Origin of the sequence: Modestobacter versicolor, from assembly GCF_041028285.1 — a bacterium.
Classification (GTDB): Bacteria; Actinomycetota; Actinomycetes; order Mycobacteriales; family Geodermatophilaceae; genus Modestobacter; species Modestobacter versicolor_A.
This window is the reverse complement of sequence record NZ_JABGDB010000002.1, coordinates 305,351-324,077: the sequence shown is the minus strand read 5'-3', so window position 1 is coordinate 324,077 and position 18,727 is coordinate 305,351. Positions and strand designations below refer to the sequence as shown.

General features: G+C 74.7%; 16 protein-coding genes. 3 read left to right on the top strand and 13 right to left on the bottom strand.

Translation table 11 applies throughout. The features are described from left to right. Window positions 1-54: 54 nt before the first annotated feature. Window positions 55-2,046, bottom strand: a complete 1,992-nt coding sequence (locus HL054_RS07850; protein ID WP_369138331.1) for a S9 family peptidase — start codon at window positions 2,044-2,046, stop codon at window positions 55-57. A gap of 74 nt (window positions 2,047-2,120) precedes the next feature. Beyond that, window positions 2,121-4,250 (bottom strand): MMPL family transporter, encoded by a 2,130-nt coding sequence (locus HL054_RS07845; protein ID WP_369138330.1) that lies wholly within the window; start codon window positions 4,248-4,250, stop codon window positions 2,121-2,123. A 285-nt stretch (window positions 4,251-4,535) separates the two neighbouring features. Here HL054_RS07845 and HL054_RS07840 point away from each other — a divergent pair, with 285 nt between their 5' ends. After that, window positions 4,536-5,102, top strand: coding sequence for a hypothetical protein (locus HL054_RS07840; RefSeq protein ID WP_369138329.1), 567 nt, complete (start codon window positions 4,536-4,538; stop codon window positions 5,100-5,102). A gap of 30 nt (window positions 5,103-5,132) precedes the next feature. On the opposite strand, the gene HL054_RS07835 is transcribed toward HL054_RS07840, so the two are convergent. Continuing rightward, window positions 5,133-5,309, bottom strand: coding sequence for a hypothetical protein (locus HL054_RS07835; protein ID WP_369138327.1), 177 nt, complete (start codon window positions 5,307-5,309; stop codon window positions 5,133-5,135). A gap of 31 nt (window positions 5,310-5,340) precedes the next feature. After that, entirely contained in the window at window positions 5,341-6,084 is a 744-nt protein-coding gene (locus tag HL054_RS07830; protein ID WP_369138326.1) for a CDP-alcohol phosphatidyltransferase family protein, read from the bottom strand. Window positions 6,085-6,283: 199 nt separating this feature from the next. On the opposite strand from HL054_RS07830, the gene HL054_RS07825 reads away from it, so the two are divergent. Both HL054_RS07825 and HL054_RS07820 read left to right on the top strand, forming a co-directional pair. Beyond that, the gene (locus HL054_RS07825) at window positions 6,284-7,810 is read left to right on the top strand and encodes an APC family permease (RefSeq protein ID WP_369138325.1); all 1,527 of its coding nucleotides are present in this window, start codon (window positions 6,284-6,286) and stop codon (window positions 7,808-7,810) included. 138 nt (window positions 7,811-7,948) lie between these two features. After that, window positions 7,949-9,421, top strand: coding sequence for an FAD-dependent oxidoreductase (locus HL054_RS07820; RefSeq protein WP_369138324.1), 1,473 nt, complete (start codon window positions 7,949-7,951; stop codon window positions 9,419-9,421). A 31-nt stretch (window positions 9,422-9,452) separates the two neighbouring features. Here HL054_RS07820 and HL054_RS07815 read toward each other — a convergent pair whose 3' ends face one another. The 9 genes from HL054_RS07815 to HL054_RS07775 all read right to left on the bottom strand — a co-directional run bounded on the left by HL054_RS07815 (window position 9,453) and on the right by HL054_RS07775 (window position 18,685). Then, window positions 9,453-10,298: a CmcJ/NvfI family oxidoreductase gene (locus HL054_RS07815; RefSeq protein ID WP_369138323.1), complete on the bottom strand. Its 846-nt coding sequence runs from the start codon at window positions 10,296-10,298 to the stop codon at window positions 9,453-9,455. A 74-nt stretch (window positions 10,299-10,372) separates the two neighbouring features. Further along, entirely contained in the window at window positions 10,373-10,588 is a 216-nt protein-coding gene (locus HL054_RS07810) for a hypothetical protein (protein ID WP_369138322.1), read from the bottom strand. Then, window positions 10,585-11,568, bottom strand: coding sequence for a 2Fe-2S iron-sulfur cluster-binding protein (locus HL054_RS07805; RefSeq protein ID WP_369138321.1), 984 nt, complete (start codon window positions 11,566-11,568; stop codon window positions 10,585-10,587). Before HL054_RS07805 ends, HL054_RS07810 begins: the two co-directional genes overlap by 4 nt. Window positions 11,569-11,594: 26 nt before the next feature. Further along, window positions 11,595-12,773: a sugar ABC transporter substrate-binding protein gene (locus HL054_RS07800; RefSeq protein ID WP_369138320.1), complete on the bottom strand. Its 1,179-nt coding sequence runs from the start codon at window positions 12,771-12,773 to the stop codon at window positions 11,595-11,597. Window positions 12,774-12,813: 40 nt separating this feature from the next. Next, window positions 12,814-13,878 (bottom strand): ABC transporter permease, encoded by a 1,065-nt coding sequence (locus HL054_RS07795; RefSeq protein ID WP_369138319.1) that lies wholly within the window; start codon window positions 13,876-13,878, stop codon window positions 12,814-12,816. Continuing rightward, a complete protein-coding gene (locus HL054_RS07790) occupies window positions 13,875-15,476 on the bottom strand; it encodes a sugar ABC transporter ATP-binding protein (RefSeq protein ID WP_369138318.1) in 1,602 nt (533 codons plus the stop codon). The genes HL054_RS07795 and HL054_RS07790 overlap by 4 nt, the downstream gene beginning before the upstream one ends. A 280-nt stretch (window positions 15,477-15,756) precedes the next feature. Beyond that, the gene (locus tag HL054_RS07785) at window positions 15,757-16,707 is read right to left on the bottom strand and encodes an MBL fold metallo-hydrolase (RefSeq protein ID WP_369138317.1); all 951 of its coding nucleotides are present in this window, start codon (window positions 16,705-16,707) and stop codon (window positions 15,757-15,759) included. Next, window positions 16,704-17,645 carry a fumarylacetoacetate hydrolase family protein gene (locus HL054_RS07780; RefSeq protein ID WP_369138316.1) on the bottom strand — a complete coding sequence of 314 codons (942 nt, stop codon included), beginning with the start codon at window positions 17,643-17,645 and terminating at the stop codon, window positions 16,704-16,706. The genes HL054_RS07785 and HL054_RS07780 overlap by 4 nt, the downstream gene beginning before the upstream one ends. After that, window positions 17,642-18,685 (bottom strand): amidohydrolase family protein, encoded by a 1,044-nt coding sequence (locus HL054_RS07775; RefSeq protein ID WP_369138315.1) that lies wholly within the window; start codon window positions 18,683-18,685, stop codon window positions 17,642-17,644. Before HL054_RS07775 ends, HL054_RS07780 begins: the two co-directional genes overlap by 4 nt. Between the last annotated feature and the right edge of the window lie 42 nt (window positions 18,686-18,727).

The window sequence follows — 18,727 nt, the reverse complement described above, 5'->3', positions numbered from 1 at the left end:
ACCTCGTTCTCGCTCGGGGACGCTGCGCCCTCCAGTGTGCGGTCGGCCCCGGGGTCAGCGCGCGGCCGGGCTCCCCGGGGACAGGTGCCGGCCGAACCAGTCCAGCAGCAATTCCAGCCGCTGCAGGCGGTGCACCGGGCTGCCGCTGCGGGTCAGCTCGTGGCCCTCGCCGGGGAACCGGACGAACTCCGCCTCGCGGTCCAGCAGCTTGAGCGCCATGAACAGCTCCTCGGCCTGGCCGATGGAGCAGCGCCGGTCCTCCTCGGAGTGCACGATGGCCAGCGGGGCGGTGATCTGCTCGACCAGCCGCAGCGGTGAGGCCTGCCAGTACGAGCCGGGGTCGGCCAGGTGCGAGCCGCCGAGGTAGGCCTCGAAGAACCACGGCGCCTCGTCCTTGGTGCCGGCGTCGCTGATCAGGTGGTAGGGCCCGCGCTCGGCCCAGCCGGCCCGGAACAGGTCGGTGCGGGCGAGCAGGAAGGTGGTCAGCAGCCCGCCGTAGGAACCGCCCATCACCCCGACCCGGGCCGGGTCGAGCTGCGGGTGAACCTGCAGGGTCGCCCGGACGACGGCCGCGACGTCGTCCACGTCCACGCTGCCCCAGCCCGTGCCGGGCGTGGCCGCCCGCGGGCCGGAGACCGTGCGCATCCACGCCGTGCCGTAGCCGGCCGACCCGCGCGGGTTCAGGTAGAGCACGGCGTGGCCGGCCGCCACCAGCAGCTGCAGCTCGTGGGAGAACTGCCAGCCGTACTGGGTGCCCCCGCCCTGCAGCCAGACCACCAGCGGGTGCCGGCCCGGGGCGGTGTCCTCGTCGGGCAGCACCAGCCAGGAGTCGACCGCCACCCCGGGCGCGACCGGCACCGCGGTGTGCCGCGGTCCGCGCAGCGTGCGCCCGGCGGCCAGCTTCGCGGTCGGAGCGTGCCGCACCCGCTCGCCGCCGTCCGCGGTGAGCACCGCGACCGCGGGCGGGTCGACCGGCCCGGAGGTGACCAGGGCGGTCCGCCCAGCGCGGACGTCGAACGCGGTGACCCGCCGGGGGCCGCCGGCCAGGACGCGGGTGGACCCCGGGTGCGCGGTGTCGAAGGCGTGCACGGTCATCGCGCCGGCGTCCTCCACGACGGCCGCGACGGTGGCGGGGCCGGTCCACACGACCGAGCCGCCGGAGCAGTCGCGGTCGAGCTCGGCGGTCAGGTCGGTCACCTCGCCGGTCGCCGGGTCGAGCACGGCCAGGTGGGTCGCGGCCGGGTAGCGCGCGGCGTCCAGCGTCGTCACGACCAGCCGCGTGCCGTCGGGGGAGGGCACCGGGGCGCCGAAGGCCCGCGAGGTGTCGGTCAGCCGCCGGGGCGGCCCGGCCAGCGGCTGCTCGAAGACGTCGTTGAGCACCGTGCGGTCGGCCCGGTCGTGCCGCTGGGACACGAAGAACACCGACCGGCCGTCGGGGTGCCAGCTGAACTCGGCGTCGTCGAACCCGCCGGTGCTGAGCCTGCGCGGCGCGGCCCCGGCGGCCACGTCGACCAGGTACGCCTGCCGCGGGCGCCCGACCAGCCAGCCGATGCCGTCCTCGCGGTAGCGCAGCGAGGTCAGCCGCAGCGGCGGCCGGCCGTCCTCGGGCATCTGCTCCCGCTCCCGGTCCACCGGTTCGCGGACCACGAACAGCAGCCGGCGGCCGTCGGGCGACCAGCTCAGCTCCTCGACCGGGTCCGGCCACCCAGCCACCACCTTCGTCGCGGCCGCACCGGCGGGTTCGCCGGGGTCGGTGACGAGCACGGAGCACCCGTCCGGGCCGTCGGCCACCACGGCCAGCCGGTCGTCGGTGGGCGACCACCGCGGCAGCCGGGTGGACCCGGCCGGGAACGCACCGAGCGGGGCGGGCGCGGCCGGCCCCGCCGGGTCGGCCGGCCCGACGACGACGTCGCGCCGGTACCGGTTGCCCGCCACCTCCGGCACCGAGACCGCGGCGGCCAGCAGCCGGCCGTCGGCGGACAGCCGCACCTCGGCGATCTCGGCGCACCGGTCCAGGTCCTCCGGGAGCACTGCCGTCCGTTCCATGCCACCTCGATGTCCGCGCGGGTCAGTCGTCCTGCGTGATCATCGCTGGCGTGCTCCCGGGTCCTGCACCGGCCTCAGCTCCGGGCGGAGGCCCCCTGACCGCTCGGCACCTGCGGCGCGCTCCCGACGGTCGGGTCCGGGACGTCCCGGCGCTGGGCCAGCGCGCTGGGCCACCACATGTGCCGCCCGAGGTCGAGGGTCAGCGCCGTCACCAGCACCGACCGCACGACCACCGTGTCCAGCAGCACCCCGAGGGCGACGGCGATGCCCAGCTGGGTCAGGAACGTCAGCGGCAAGCTGCCGAGCACCGCGAAGGTCGCCGCCAGCACCAGGCCGGCCGAGGTGATGACGCCGCCGGTGGCCGCCAGCCCGATGAGGGCCGCCCGCCGGGTGCCGTGGTCGACCGCCTCCTCCCGCACCCGGGTCATCAGGAAGATGTTGTAGTCGATGCCGAGCGCGACGAGGAAGACGAAGACGAACAGCGGGAACGAGCTGTCGGTCGCGGTGACCCCGATCGTCCAGTCGAACACCAGGGCGCTGAGCCCCAGGGCCGCGCCGTAGGAGAGCACCACGGTGGCGATGAGGAGCACCGGGGCGACCAGGGCCCGCAGCAGCAGGCCGAGCACGACCAGGACGACCAGCATGATCAGCGGGATGACCACCAGGTTGTCCCGCTGCGAGGCGTCCTGGACGTCGAGGTTGAGCGCGGTGTTCCCGCCGACCAGCGCCCGGCCGTCACCCGCGTCGTCCAGCGCCGTCCGGAGCCGTTCGATCGTCGCGTAGGCGGCGGGGCTGTCGAACCGGTCGGCCAGCGAGGCCTCGAGCAGCGCCCGGTCGCCGACGACCTGCGGCTCCCCGGCCTGGGCGATGCCGTCGGTCGCGGCCACGGTGTCGGTCACCTCGGCGGCCGAGCCGGCCGACGTCACGACGTAGACGGAGTTGCCCGCCACCGCCGGGAAGTGCCGGGCGGCGACCTCCTCGCCCTCGATCGACTCGGGTGTGCCCCGGAAGGCCTCCGCCTGGGTGAGGCCGGTGGGGGACAGCAGGAACACCCCGGCGCAGGCCACCAGCAGCAGCACGCTGGTGACCACCCAGGTCGCCCGCGGGCGCGGCTTGATCCGGGCACCCACCCGGGCCCAGATGCCGGTCGCGCTCGGCTCGGCGCTGCCGAAGGTGGGGCGCACCGGCCAGAACACCCAGCGGCCGCAGATCACCAGCAGCGCGGGGAGCAGCGTCATCAGCACCATCAGGGTGACCGCGACGCCGATCGCGGCGACCGGGCCGAGCCCGGCGGTGGAGTTCATCTCGGCGAAGGACAGGCACAGCATGCCCAGCACCACGGTGCCGCCGCTGGCCAGCACGGCCGGGCCGGCCCGGTGCACGGCCTCGGTCATGGCCTCGTGCCGGTCGGTGTGCAGCCGCAGCTCCTCCCGGTACCGGGCGACCAGCAGCAGGGCGTAGTCGGTGCCGGCGCCGACGACCAGCACGGTGAGGATGCTCGCGCTCTGGGCGTTGACGGTGAGGTCGGCGTAGCGGGCCAGCAGGTAGATGACGGCCTGCGAGGTGAACAGCGCGATGACCGCGGAGAAGATCGGCAGCACCCACAGCACCGGGCTGCGGTAGGTGATCAGCAGGATCACGATGACCACCCCGAGGGCGGCGAACAGCAGCGTGCCGTCGATGCCCTCGAACGCCTCCGTCTGGTCGGCGGCGCTGCCGGCCGGCCCGGTCACGTAGGCCGACAGGCCCTCCGGTCCGTCCGCAGCCTCGGCGCGGATGCCGTCGACGACCGGGGCGATCTGCTCCCAGCCGTCGGCGCCGACGTTGAGCGGCACGATCAGCTGCACCGCCTCGCCGTCCTCGGCGGGGACAGGGCCGGTCACGGCGCCGTCGAGCGCGTCGAGCTGCCCGAAGGCGCGGACGTCGTCCTCGACCGCCGCGGTGTCCGCCGCGGTCAGCCCGCCGGACCGCTCGTAGACCACGACCGCCGGGATCAGGTCGGGGTCCGAGCCCAGCTCGGTCTGCAGCTCCAGGGCGCGCGTGGACTCCGCGTCCGACGGCAGCCACGCCGCGATGTCGTTCTCCTGCTCGTCGGTCAGCCCGCCGGCCAGCGGCGCCGACGCGGCGGCCACCACCAGCCAGAAGACGAGGACCACCCACTTGAGGCGTGGATGGCTGACGCGGGACGCGAACGACCTGCCCATGGGGGCCCCTCGGGGGAGTGCCGGGCCGACCGACCCGGACGCGATCAGTGCGGCGCGGACGCTATCGAGACCCGGGGGTCCGCGTCACCGCCTTTTCGCTGGCAGTAGAGCGCTCTCACGGGCGCCACCGCAGGGCGGGCCTCGCCGTGCACGTCCGCTTGCTCCCTGTCACCGACGGCCGGACCCCGGGACGCGGGGGCACCCGCACGTGCCGGGACGGTCCTACGGTGCGGAGGTCCCGGCGGTCTGCCGGACGAGCGGGCCTGCGACGGACGGGGAGACGACATGGGCGTGCCGCGCCGGAGCCGGTCCCGCAGACCTCCTCCCGAGCTCCGCCCGGGGTGGCGGGACCTCCACCTCGCCGTCCTCACCGCGGCCACCGCCTGGTCGACGGCGCTGGGGTGGCAGGCGCAGCTGGTGTCCCACCCCCTGTTCCGGGCGGTGCGGGAGGAGGACTTCAGTGCCTACCACCGGCAGTACGACCGGACCATCCCGGTCGTCGTCATCGTGCCCGGGATCGCGTCGTTCCTCGCCGGCTGCGCGTTCTGGTGGACGCGTCCGGTCGACGTCCCCCGGCCCGTCGCGGCGGTGGTCGCTGCGGCCGGGGCCGTGTCGCTCGGGTCGACGGCCCTGTGGGCGGTGCCGATGCACGACCGGCTGGACCGGGTCGGGCGCTCGGAGGCCACGATCGACAGCCTGCTGCGCGCCAACCTGCTGCGCAGCGCCGCGCTGACGGTCAGCACGGCGACCCTGGTGGGGACGGTGTGGCGCCGGAGCGCGACCCGCTCGCCGGCGGGAGCCGGCCGGCCCCCGACGTCCGTCGGGCGGACGAGGTCGCCGGCGGCGGTGTAGCCGTGCCGGGCGTGGGCCCGGCCCGTTCCCTCACCGCGCGCGTCGGACGGCCCGCACCCCGACGGCGACGGCGCCGAGGACGAGCAGCGCGCCGATGCCCTGCAGCCCGGGCGAGTCGTCGGCACCGCCGAGCAGCACGGCGGCCACACCGAGGACGGCGACCGCGACGGCGAGCAGGACGGTGAGGCCGACGGGCACGCGCTCCATGCTGGGTCCTCCGGCGGTCAGGGGACGGCGGTCAGGGCGGGCCGGCGTCGGCCGGTGCCGGGACCCGGCCGGCTCCGTCCCGGCGGCGGCGGGCCGCGACGGTGAGGTACCCGCTCACCGCGAGGTAGTAGCCGAGGTAGGCCAGCGACAGCGCCACGACCCACGGGTCGACGGTCGGGTAGTCGAGCAGGAGGAGCGCGTAGGTGCCGACCCAGACCGCGGTGAGCACGAGGCTGAGGGTCCGGAACGCCTGGGTGCGCGAGGGGTACAGGTAGCGGACCGGTACGAACACCAGCACCGAGCAGACGACCAGGATCGTGGCGACCGTGCCCCGGTCGAGGTCCAGCACGATGACGTAGAAGGCGACGACGTTCCAGTAGCTGGGGAAGCCGAGGAAGGTGTGGTCGTCGGTCTTCGCGTCCACCCGGCAGAACTGGTAGCTGGAGGAGAGCAGCGGCAGGGCGGCCAGCACCCACCCGGCCGCCCCCTCCGGCAGGGCGCCGGTCGTCCAGAGCAGCACCACCGGGGCGAAGACGTAGGTGAGGTAGTCGACGATGTCGTCGAGCCGGGCGCCGTCGAACCAGGGGATCGTCTCCTTGACCCGGGCGCTGCGGGCGAGCATGCCGTCGGTGCCGTCGACGACCAGCGCCACCAGGCCGATCCAGAGGGCGGCGACCACGTTGCCGTCGAACGCGGCGAGCACGATCAGCAGCGCGAGCACGGAGCCGCTCGCGGTGTAGAGGTGGACGGCCATGCCGGCCAGTCGCCGGCTCACGGAGAACACCTTCTGCCTACCGCCTAGGTTTCGAGGGACGCGGAACAGCTGGCGGCCCCGGGGGCGGGTGCCGTGCGCGGCACCCCAGACCTTCCCACGTCGAGCGCCGGTCGGCCGACCGAGGGGAGCGCGAGTGGCGCCGGTACGGCGCGCAGAGCAGAGTGACCCGACTCCTTTCCCCTCACACGCAGGCCGGCCGGTGGACACGACGAACGTGCAGAGCAGTGACGAGCACCTGGCCGAGTTCGGCTACAAGCAGGAACTGGACCGCCGGATCGGCAGGTTCGCCAGCTTCGCGGCTGGTGTGAGCTACATCTCGATCCTGACGGGCACCTTCCAGCTCTTCTACTTCGGGTTCGGCGCCGGCGGCCCGGCCTACGTCTGGTCCTGGCCGCTGGTGTTCGTCGGCCAGCTGATGGTGGCGCTCTGCTTCGCCGAGCTGGCCGCCCGCTACCCGATCGCCGGCTCCCTCTACAACTGGACCAAGCGGCTGGGCAGCCGGACCACGGCCTGGATGGCCGGCTGGATGATGCTCACGGCGTCGATCGTCACCCTCTCGGCCACCGTGCTCGCCTACCAGATCACGCTGCCGCAGCTGTGGTCGGGGTTCCAGCTGGTGGGCGACGGCACCGGCACCTACGACGTGGCCGTGAACGCCGTCGTCCTGGGCAGCGCGCTGATCGCGTTCACCACCCTGGTCAACGCCTACGGCGTGCGTCTCATGGCGCGGATCAACAGCACCGGGGTGTTCATCGAGCTCGTCGCGGCCGTGCTGATCATCGTGATCCTCGCCCTGCACGCGACCCGCGGTCCGCAGGAGGTGCTCACCGACACCGCCGGCCGGGGGGAGGGGCAGGACCTGGGCTACCTCGGCGCCTTCCTGATCGCCGCGCTGGCCTCCGGCTACGTCATGTACGGCTTCGACACCGCCAGCTCGATGGGGGAGGAGACCGTCGACGCGCGGCGCACCGCCCCGCGGGCGATCATCCGCGCGATCAGCGCGTCCTTCCTGCTGGGCGGGCTCATCCTGCTGTTCGGCCTGATGGCGGTGGACGACCTCGGCGACCCGCAGCTGTCCTCCTCCGGCGGGGGGCTGCAGTACGTGCTGCTCCAGGCGTCCGGCAGCGGGCTGGGCAAGGCCTTCCTGCTGTGCATCGTCGTCGCCATCACGGTGTGCTGCCTGGCGGTGCACACGGCCACGATCCGGATGATGTTCGCGATGGCCCGGGACAACAACCTGCCCTTCGCCGCGCGGCTGGCCCGGGTGGACCCCCGGCGGAAGACCCCGGTCGTCCCCGCCGTCCTCATCGGCGTGCTGTCGATCGCCATCCTGGTGGTCAACATCCGGCAGCCGCAGATCTTCACGACCATCACCAGCATCGCGGTCGTGATGATCTACCTGGCCTACCTGCTGGTCACGGTGCCGATGCTGGTCAGCCGGCTGCGCGGTCGCTGGCCGCTGCCGGCCGAGCAGGACGGCGCCCGGCACTTCTCGCTGGGGCGGTGGGGGCTGCCGGTGAACGTGCTGGCCGTCCTGTGGGGGGCCGGGATGGCCCTCAACCTGGCCTGGCCGCGCCGCGAGGTCTACAACGCCACCGCGCCGTACCACTGGTACCTGCAGTGGGGCGCGTTCGTGTTCATCGGCGCGATCGCCGCGATCGGGCTGGCGTACTACCTGCTCCGCCAGCGCCACCGGTCCGGGGTGCTGGCCGAGCACGCCGCCTGAGCGTCGCCGCACAGCTCCGGCCTGCTCGGGCCCAGCCCCGGATCGAGGACGTCCACGGCGGGACGGAAGTGGTCTGGCGTGCCACGCGCGGGTAGGTGAGTGTGGGCAGTCGGTGATCGGACGAAGAGGTGGGGACGGATGACGGTCGAGGCACACGGGTTCGGGAAGGAGACGCCGGGGGAGTACCACCCCGGGCGGGAGGAGGGGTACTCGACCGACGGTGCCCTGGTCCCGGACGGGCCTCCGACCCCGGTGGACCTCGGCACGGTGCACGAGCCGGCCCGGGACACCGTGGTCTACTCCGAGACCGACGTCCTCGTCGTCGGCGGCGGGCCGGCCGGCTGCGCCGCCGCGATCGCCGCCCGCCGGGCCGGCGCCCGGGTCACGCTGGTCGAGCGGTACAACCACCTCGGTGGGCTCTCCACCGGTGGACTGGTGATCTGGATCGACCGGATGACCGACTGGTCGGGCTTCCCGGTGATCTCCGGGTTCGCCACCGAGATCCTCGACCGGCTCCCCGCCGACGCGGTCGCCGGTGCGCCGCGCGAGCTGTGGGGCTCCACCGACCCCGAGCACGTCGAGCACTGGCGCGAGCGCCTCGGCGCGGCCCGGGAGACCGTCACCTGGTCCCCGATGATCGACCCCGAGTGGCTGAAGACGGTCTCCGCCGAGCTGGTGCACCAGGAGGGCGTCACACTGCTGCTGCACTCCTGGGTGGTCGGCACCCTCCGCGAGGGCCGCACCGTGCGCGGCGTGCTCTTCGAGAGCAAGGAGGGCCGGCGCGCCATCATGGCGAAGGTCGTCATCGACACCACCGGCGACCTCGACGTCTGCGCCGGCGCGGGGGTGCCCTTCGAGTCCGACGTCGACGCCGACGAGAGCCCGGTGGCGCACTGCCTGAACACCAGCTGGATGTGGGCCGGGGTGGACTTCGGCCGCTGGCTGGAGTTCCGCCGCACCGACCCCCGCGGGCACACGGCGCTGATGGCGTCGGCGCGCGAGACGCTGGGCTACGTCGAGCGGCCCTTCGTCGGCTGGCGCGACGACGTGGCGGTCTTCCTCGGGCCCCGGCTGTCCGGGTACAGCGGGCTCAAGGTCGCCGACCTCACCGCCGTCGAGCTCGAGTCGCGGCGGCGGATGCTGGCGCACCTGGAGTTCTTCCGCGCGCACGCGCCGGGCTTCGAGCGCGCCTGGCTGATGCTGTCCGCGCCGCAGCTGGGCATCCGGCACACCCGCCGGCTCATCGGGCTGCACAAGATGAGCCGGGCGGAGTGGATGGAGGGCATGGTCCACCCGGACGAGGTGGGCGTCTCCCCGTCACCGTCGCAGAAGTACGCCAACATCTCGGTGCCCTACGGCGCGCTGGTCGCCCGGGACCTGGACAACGTCCTGGCCGCCGGCCGGCACGTCGCCAGCGACCCCGCCACCCAGGCCTTCATGCGCGAGATCCCGCAGTGCTGGCTGACCGGGCAGGCCGCCGGCGTCGCCGCCGCGCTCGCCGTCGAGACCGGGACGACGACCGCGGACGTCGACATCGCCCTGGTGCAGCGCGAGCTGCTGCGCCAGGGGGCCCACCTGCGACCGGCGCCCGAGCGCGTCGCGGCGGGCTGACGGGCCGGGACCGGCCGCCGGCCGGTCCGGCTCAGTCGAAGTAGGCGAAGGTGCGGAACTCGATGCTGTGCCGCGGCACGCCGCCCTGCCCGGCGGGGTCGGGGAAGGCGGTGTGCGGCGCGGGCCCGGCCGCTCCGCGGTCGGTGTCGCCCAGCTTGATCAGCAGCACCTCGTCGCGGGTCATGCCGGGGAACCACCACCACGCGTGACCGGGTTCGTGGCGGACCTTCCAGCTGCTGCCGACCGGCTTGAGGTGGTCGACCGGCCCGAACGGGTCCGCCGGCAGCTCGTCGACGAAGTACGTGGTGATCGGCGCACCGGCGTCCGGGCTGATCGTGCGGGAGTCGCACAGCGCCAGCGGCCAGTCCTGCGGCGGCGGGCTGAAGACCCGCCAGGTGCTCGTGACGACCGCCCGCCGGAAGCCGGGGGCGTCGGGGAAGGCCCGGGCGTGGGCGCGCGCGACCATGCCCGGCACGTGGTCCGGTGCGTAGTCGACGTGCACCCCGCCGGCCGGCGGCTGCGCGCCGTGCGCGGCCGGGTCGACCGACCGGCGCAGCTCCCACCCGCGGGAGAGAACCCGGTCGGCGCCCAGCTGCTCCTGCACGAAGCGGCAGACCTCGGCGACGTAGACCTGCTCCAGCTGGGCCGGGTCGGTGAAGTCGGTGACCGCGCTGCGGTGGTCGACGAGCGCGAAGCCCTGGACGTCGAGGGCGAAGGAGCCGCGGACCGGCCGGCCGTCGCGGACGGTCACCGGGTGCCGCGTCACGACCTCCGTGGCGACCCGCGCGCCACGGGCGATGAACTGCCGGCCGAGCGTCGTCCGCGGGTCCAGGTAGGCGAGCTCGGCCCGGACCTCCTGCTGCGCGTCCTCTGACACCGGGGTTCCGCCCTCCGTCCGGGGCCGCCGGCCGGCCCCGCTCCCCGGACCGTAGCCCGGCGGTGCCGGACGGTTCAGCCGTGGCCCGGCCGGTCGGCGTCGCCCGCCACGGCCGAGGCGGGCAGGAACCCGACGCAGGTGACGAGCCGGCAGACCCGGCAGAGGGTGACGCCGTCGTGGGCGCACGCCTCCGCCTCCAGCCGTCGCTCCAGCGCGGCCACCAGGTGCCGGCTCCACCGGTCGTGCCACCACCTCCAGCGGTGCCGCGGCGCGGTGCCGGGGGTGCTCACCGGTCGAAGTCCACGGTCACCGACGGGCCGACCGGCCGGGTCCGGCAGGTGAGCACCGAGCCCGCGGCCACCTCGGCCGCGCTGAGCTGGTGGTTGGCCACCATGTCGACCTCCCCCTCCACGACGCGGGCCCGGCAGGCCCCGCACATGCCGCCAAGGCAGGAGAACGGCACGTCGGTGCCCTGGGCGCGCGCGGCGTCCAGCAGCCAGGTGGACCGGGGGACCGTCGTCGTCGTGACCGCGCCGCGGGACAGCACCCGCACCGTGCTCGTCCCCTCGACCGGGGGCACGGTCGGCGGGGCTGCGTCGAAGAGCTCGGTGTGCACCCGCCGGTGCGGCACCCCGAGGGAGGCCAGCACCGGGCGCAGCCGGTCCACCAGGCCCTCGGGCCCGCACAGCCACACGCCGGTGAGCCCGGACAGCGGACCGCCCGCCGCGAGCAGACCGCGCCACCCGTCGGGCGACGGGCGGGCGGCTCCCGGCGTCCGGGTCCAGACGGAGGTGAGGGAGAAGCGGTCGGCGTGCGCGGCGTGCAGCCGGTCGACCTCCTCGGCGAACATCCGGCTCGCCGGCTCCCGGTCGACCTGGACGAGCCGGATCCGGGCCCGCGGGTCGCGCAGCCGGGTCGCGACCACCGACAGCACCGGGGTGATCCCCGCCCCGGCCGCCACGAACAGCGCCGGCCCACCCGGCTGCCCGGCGCCGAAGGTCCCGGCCGGCTCGCCGACCTCGACCCGGTCGCCGGCCGCGAGCCCGCGCACCAGCCAGGAGGACACCCGCCCGCCGCCCGGGCGCTCGCGGACGCCGATGCGCAGCGGGCCACCGGCGGGCGAGCAGACCGAGTACGACCGGCGCAGCTCCTGAGCGCCGACCCGCGTCCGCACGGTCACCCACTGGCCGGCCCGGAAGGCGTAGCGGTCACGGACGGCAGCCGCCACCTCGAAGGTGACGGCTGCCGCGTCGCGCCCCAGTCGCTCCACGCGGGCGACCGGCAGGGTGGAGAAGGTCAGGAGAGGCCCCAGACCTGCCGGTACACGTCGGTGTAGGTGTCCCCGCCCCACAGCGACTCGTCGTCGAAGCTCGACTGGTCGACCTCGACCGAGTCGATGTTCGAGGAGTCGAAGGCGCGGGCCGGGCCGATGGAGGTCTCCAGCGGCTCGGCGCCGGTCAGCATCCGCAGCACCTGGTCGGTGATCGCCCACCCGGCCCAGCGGTTGCTGCCGAGGGCGTCGTAGGCCTGCTGGCCCGAGGCGACGCGCTCGAGCGACGCGATGTCGCCGATGGCGCTGACCACCTTGACGTCCTCGCCGGTGGGCGCGTTCTGCAGGCCCTGCAGGATGTAGCTGACGTTGGCGTCGAACTCCGAGACGACGTAGTCGATGTCCGGGTCCTGCAGCAGGGCGGCGCTCACCTGGGTGCCGAGCTGCGAGAGCTGGGACGCGGTCGTGGTGGTCACCGTCGTCGTGCAGTCGGGGCACACCTCCTCGAACCGCGGGATCAGCCCCTCGGAGATGTAGGCCTCCTGGCGCGGGCTGTCCGCCTGCGCCACGACCAGCACGTTGGCCTTGCCCCCGGAGTCGACGGTCACCCAGTCGGCCATCGAGGTGATGATCTCGGCACCTCCGGTGTCGAGGTAGGCCAGCTCGGCGGTGCCGGGTGCCGGCTCCTGACCGCTGACCAGGATGGAGATGCCGGCCGCCTGGAGCTGGGCGACGCCCTGCGCGGCGAGGCCGAGCGGGACCTGGTCGAGCACCACGACGTCGACGTCCTGGGCGAGGGCCTGGTTGATGCAGGCGGCGACGCCGGCCGGGTTGAACTTGCCGTCGCAGGAGCTGACCTCCATGCCGACCTCGCCGGTGGCCTCCTGCACCGCCGCGTAGACCGACTGGAACGCCGGGATCTGCAGCGAGATGGGGATGTAGAGCACCTTCTTGCCCGCCACCTGGTCCACGCCCTCCAGCGCCGGGCCGGGGGCGCTGAACGGCTCCGGCTCGGCGAGGTCCGACTCGACCGCGGCCAGGGCGTCGGCGTTGACGTCGGCCGCGGCGCTGCCCCCGCCGGTGCCGGCTTCCGCGGTGTCCGCCTCGTCGGCCGACGAGCAGGCGGCCGCCAGCAGCAGGGTGCCGGCGCAGGCGAGGGCGGTGAGGCCTCGGACCACGGCGGTGTGGCGAGGAGGTGTCGACATGGGTGTCCCTTTCAGAGGAGGTGCGGGGTGGGGGAGCGGGTCAGAACCGGGACCGGCGGCGGCGCAGCAGCGTCGACACCGTCACCGCGACGACGAGGGAGCCGCCGAAGAACACGTCGCTGATCCAGCCGGTGAGGCCGAGCAGCTGCAGGCCGACGATCCCGGTCGCGAGGAAGAACACCGCGATCCAGGTGCCGAGCGGGTTGAAGCGGCCGGGGAAGAGGATCGCCGTGCCGAGGAAGGTGGCCGCCAGCGCGGGGAGCAGCTGGATGCCGGAGCTGGTCGGGTCGAAGCCGCCGATGTTGGCCGCCAGCAGCACCCCGGCGAGCCCCGCGACGGTGCCGGCGAAGGTGAAGGCGCCGAAGCGCATCCGGTTGACCCGGATCCCGGCCAGCCGGGCGACCTCGCGGTTCGCGCCGACGAAGGCCATGTGCCGGCCCAGCGGCGTGACGTGCAGGACGTAGGCGAAGGCCAGGGTGAGCGCCAGCCCGTACCAGAAGAACAGCGGCATCCCCAGGACGCGGTCGGTGACGACCCGGCCGAAGGACACCGGCAGGCCGGTCACCGTGCTCATCCCGGAGATCCACAGCGCGACGCCCTGCAGGGCGGTGGCCACGCCGAGGGTGGTGATGATCGGGTCGACGCCGAGGACGACGACGATGAACCCGTTCAGCGCACCGGCCAGCGCGCCCAGGGCCAGCGCGAAGGCGACCGCCGCCGGGAGGCTCCAGCCCTGCTGGGCGTACATGACGGTGACCGTCACGCCGGTCATGCCCATCACGCCGGCCACCGAGAAGTCGAACTCGCCGACGCAGAACGGGGCCAGCACGGCCATGCAGAGGAAGACCAGCTGGCCGTTCGCGCCGAAGATGATGTTGAACGTGCCCTCGCGGAGGAACAGGTCGGGGTTGGCCAGCGCGAAGGCCGCGGCCATGGCGACCCAGAGCAGGACCACCGCCCACCGCCGCAGCAGGTCGCCGCCGGACAGCCGGCGGCCGGGTCGCACCGGGGGTCGGGGCGCGCCCGCGGCGGGGGCGCCCGGGTGCTCGACGGGTGGCTGCTCCGGGGTGCCGGAGCGGTCGGCGGCGGAGACGGACGTGCTCATGCGGACTGCCCTTCGGTCGTGGTCTCGTGGCGGAAGACGGCGTCGAGGACCTGGTCGGCGGTCAGCGGGGTGCGCAGCTCCCCGGTCACCGCCCCGCCGTCCAGGACGAGGACGCGGTCGCAGACGCTGGCGAGGTCCTCGTTGTCGATGGAGCAGACGAGGACCGCGGCGCCGGCGGCGGCGGCCTCGCGGATGCTGCGCAGGATGTCCCGCCGGGCGCCGACGTCGACGGCCTGCGTGGGCTCGTGGAGGACCAGCACGCGGGGGCGGGCGACCAGCCACTTGCCGAGCAGCAGCTTCTGCTGGTTGCCCCCGCTCAGCGCGGCCACCGGCAGGTCGCCCTGCGGTGGCGTGATGCCGAGGTGGTCAACGACCCAGCCGAACTCGTCGCGCTGCCAGTCCTGGGTCACCCGCCAGCGGCCGCTGCGGGCACGCACCCGGGGCAGGCACAGGTTGTCCTGCGCGCTCATCGAGATCGCGAGCCCCTGCTGCGCCCGGTCCTGGGGGACCAGCGCCACCCCCGCGTCCAGCAGCGTCCGGGGGCCGGCGGCGGCCAGGTCGACCTCCGCGCCCTCGACCCGGACGCTGCCCCGGCCGGGGCTGACGCCGGCCAGCACGTAGGGCAGCTCGTCGTGCCCGGCCCCGGTCGTGCCGGTCACGCCGACCACCTCGCCGGCCCGGACGGTCAGGTCCAGCCCGTGCAGCGTCGGTGCGGTGACCCCCCGCAGGACCAGGGCGTCGGCACCGGGCCGGGTGGGGACGGCGTCGTGCAGCGCCTGGGTGTCGGCGTCGGCGCCGAGCATCAGCCGGGTGATCTCCCGGCGGCTGGTCTGCGCGGTGGGGATGCCCGCGGCGGCCACCCGGCCGTCCTTGAGCACCGTGACCCGGTCGGTGAGGGCGACGACCTCGTCGAGCTGGTGGCTGACCAGCAGGATCGCGCAGCCGGCGGCCGCGAGCTCCCGCACCGTCGCGTAGAAGCCGGTGAGGACCTCGCGGGGGAGGGACTGGGTGGCCTCGTCGAAGACCAGCACGCCGCCGTCCCCGCTGTTCTGCAGCGCCCGGGCGATGGCCACCAGCGCCCGGTCCGCGGGCTGCAGCGTGGCGACCACGGCGTGCGGGTCGATGTCGGAGCCCAGCCGGGCGAGCGACGCGCGGACGACGTCGGCCTCGAGGTCGCGGCGCACCCGGCGGCTGAACCGGCCCCGCCGGTAGCGGCCGACCCGGACGTTGTCCAGCACGCTCTGGCTCTCGACCAGGCCGAGGTCCTGGTGCACGAAGGCGACCCCGAGGGCGTCGAGCTGCGCGACGCTCAGCGGCAGCGGGTGGCTCTCCCCGCCGCTGACGACGGAGCCGGCGTCGGCCCGGTGCAGCCCGGACAGCACCTTGATCAGCGTCGACTTGCCCGAGCCGTTCTGGCCGACCAGGCCGTGCACCTCGCCGGGGTGCAGCGCGAGGCCGACGTCGTCGAGCACCCGCGCCGGGCCGAAGCTCTTCGACACCGAGACCATCGCCAGCGTCGGCTCCGCGCGGGGGGTGCCGGTCGGCCCGGGAGCGGGCCGGGCGCCGGGGTGGACCGGTGCGGACGGCGTCGTGGGCACCTGCGACCTCGATTCGGGGGAGGGGACGGGGACCGGCCGGCGGGCGGTCCACCCGGGCCGGGGGACCCGGCGCCGGTGTGACCCGGGCTACACCGGGGTGGGGAAGAGCATGGGAGCACCGGGGTGCCCGGCGGAAACGCCGTTCGCGTATGGCCGACCATCAGGCCGGCGGATGCCCGGGCCGGCGTCCCGCGGGCAGCACCGGGGGACCGGCAGCCGTCGGGGCGGCTGCCGGTCTCGAGGGTGCGGGGGTCAGGTGAGGTGTGTCAGGCGAGGTGCGTCAGGCGAGGCAGGTCAGCGGACGGCCGTCGTTGAAGGCGACCATCTCCTGCAGCGCGGCCATCACGTCGACCGGCCGGCCGCGCTGCTCGGGCGGGCCGGAGAGGTCGGCGTAGGCGCGGTGCAGGTTGCCCACGATCCGCTCCGGGTCGCTGAGCTCGGCGAACCGGCCCAGGTCGGTGGCCCGGGCCAGCTCCAGCGGCGTGACCCCCGCCGCCAGCCCCTCGCGCGCCAGGGACTCGACGAAGCGCAGGTAGGCCAGCACGTCGTCGATCACCTCCGGGCCGGTGACCGGGCCGTGGCCGGGCACGATCGTCCGCGCGCCCAGCGGCCGGACGAAGCGCTCGAGGACGTCGATCGCCCCCAGCACCGACCCGGAGAGCAGGAACGGGGTGCCGCCGTTGAACAGCAGGTCGCCGGCGAAGAGCACCGACCGGTCGGGGATCCACACCACCACGTCGTTGGTGGTGTGCGCGGGCCCGCCGCAGTGCACCACCTGGCACTCCAGGTCGTCCGACCAGAGGGTGACCCGGTCGGTGAAGGTCAGGAACGGTGGCGCCAGCGGCACGTCGCCGAAGTCGATCGGCGTCCAGATCGGGCCGTTGCCCACCTGGCCCAGCGCGAGCATCTCCCGCCGGGCGTCCTCGTGGGCCACGATCGTCGCGCCGGTGAACAGGCCGTTCCCGCCGGTGTGGTCCGGGTGGCTGTGGGTGTTCACCAGGGTGCGCACCGGCGACGGGCTGTGCGCCGCGACGGCGGCCAGCAGGTCGCGGGTGCGCCGCTCGGTGGAGGCCGCGTCGACGACGCTCACCCCGGTGCTGCCGACGATGAAGCCGGCGTTGTTGATCATCCAGCTGCCGTCGGGCTGGACGAAGGCGAAGACGCCGTCGGCGACCTCGTCGGCGCGGCCGGGCCCGAGGGCGAGCCGGTCGATCGCGTGGTGGGCGCTCACGCGGTCCGCCAGGGGGCGATCGGGTGCCGGTCGGCGCCGGGGACGATGCGGTTGCGGGTGCCGCCCAGGCCCTCGACGGTCGTCGTCACCACGTCGCCGGGTTGCAAGGGCGGGTACCCGTCCCGGCCGTACCGGCCCCAGAGCTCGGCGAGGCAGCCGTTCTGGCAGGTGCCGGACCCGAGCAGGTCGCCCGGCCGGACGTCGGCGCCCCGGGAGGCGTAGGCCACCAGCGCCTCGAACGTCCAGGACATGTTGGCCAGGGTGTCCCCGCCGATGAGCTCGTCGTTGACCCGGACCTCCATCCGCAAGTCGTAGGAGGGCCCCGAGCGGTGCGGGGCCAGCTCGTCCGGGGTGACGAAGAACTGCCCGAGCGTGGTGCTGCCGTCCTTGCCCTTGGCCGGGCCGAGCCGCATCCGCATCTCGTGGAACTGCACGTCGCGGGCGGAGAAGTCGTTGAGCACGACGAACCCGGCGATGTGGTCGGCCGCGTCCTCCACTGCGACGTCCCGGCCGGCGGTGCCGATCACCGCGCCCACCTCGAGCTCGAAGTCGAACAGCTCGCAGCCCGGCGGCACCGGCACGTCGGCGTGCGGACCGGTGATCGCGTAGGGGTTGGAGAAGTAGAAGGTGGGGATCTCGAAGAACTCCGGGGCCACCCCGCCCGCGGGGCTGCCGTTGCGGGAGATGCCGTTGGCGTGCTCGTAGAAGGTGGAGAAGTCGCGGAAGGTCGGCGGGGAGAGCGGCGCGAGCAGCTCGGCGCCCGACAGCGGGACGACGTCCGCCCGGAACTGCAGCGCTGCGTCGGCGGCGGCGGCCAGCCGGCCCGGCGTGCCGATCAGCTCCGGCAGCTCGACCCCGGCGTCCAGGCCGACCAGCTCGTCGCCGTCGACGACGGCCAGCCGGGTCCGGCCACCGGTGGCGTGCCTGGCGATCCTCATCGTGCTCCTCCTGCTCCCTCGGGGACGGTGACCGGTGCGTCGAGGCCGAGCAGCCGGGCGGCGTTGCCGCCGCGGACGGCCTCGGTGGTGGCGGCGTCCAGCCCGGCCGCCTCGAGCCGGTCGACGGGGTCCTCGACCCCCATGTCGAAGGGGTAGTCGCTGCCCAGCGTCACCTGACCTGCGCCCATCACCGCGACGAGGTGCCGCAGCTGCTCGGGCTCGTAGACCAGCGAGTCGACCCAGGTGCGGCGCAGCAGCTCGCTCGGCGGCGCCTCGGTGGTCCGGGCGTCACCCCGCGCCCGCCAGGCGTGGTCGGCCCGGACGGCGTAGCTGCCCAGGTAGCCGCCGCCGTGCGCCGACCAGATCCGCAGCTGCGGGTGCCGCTCCAGCACGCCGGAGAAGACGATCCGGGACAGCGCCAGCGCCGTCTCGGTCGGGTTGCCGACGGTGTTGAACAGGTAGTAGGCGTCCAGCCGTTCGCCGAGCGTGCAGCCCCAGGGGTGCACCAGCACGGCTGCGCCGAGCTCCTCGGCCGCGGCCCAGAACCCCGCCAGCGACGGGTGGTCCAGCTCCCGGCCGGGGCCGGCGGAGGTGGAGACCTGCACGCCGCGCAGCCCGAGGTCCCGCATGCCGGTGCGCAGCTGCTCGACCGCCAGGTCCGGCTCGTGCAGCGACACCGTGCCGATCGGCAGCAGCCGGTCGGGGGCCTGGTCGCAGTAGGCGCGCACGCCCTCGTTCGTCGTCGTGACGAACCGGTCGGCCAGCTCGCGGTCGGCCCAGTGGGCCGGCGCCGGCATGGGGCTGACCACCTGCAGGTCGACCCGGGCGGCGTCCATCGCGGCCAGCCGCAGGTCGAGGCCGGTCAGGCGGGGCATCAGCTGGGCGAGCTGGCCGATGTTGTGCTGCAGGGACGCCGGTCCCAGGGTCGCGGCGTCGGTGCGCCGCTGGTCGGCCAGGCCGGGCAGGCCGTCGAGCAGGGCGTCGGCCTGGGGCAGGGCGACGTGCGCGTGCACGTCGATGGTGGGTGGGGACGTCGGCACTGACTCTCCTCGGGGGTGGTGGACGGGGGCGGCGGGCGGAGG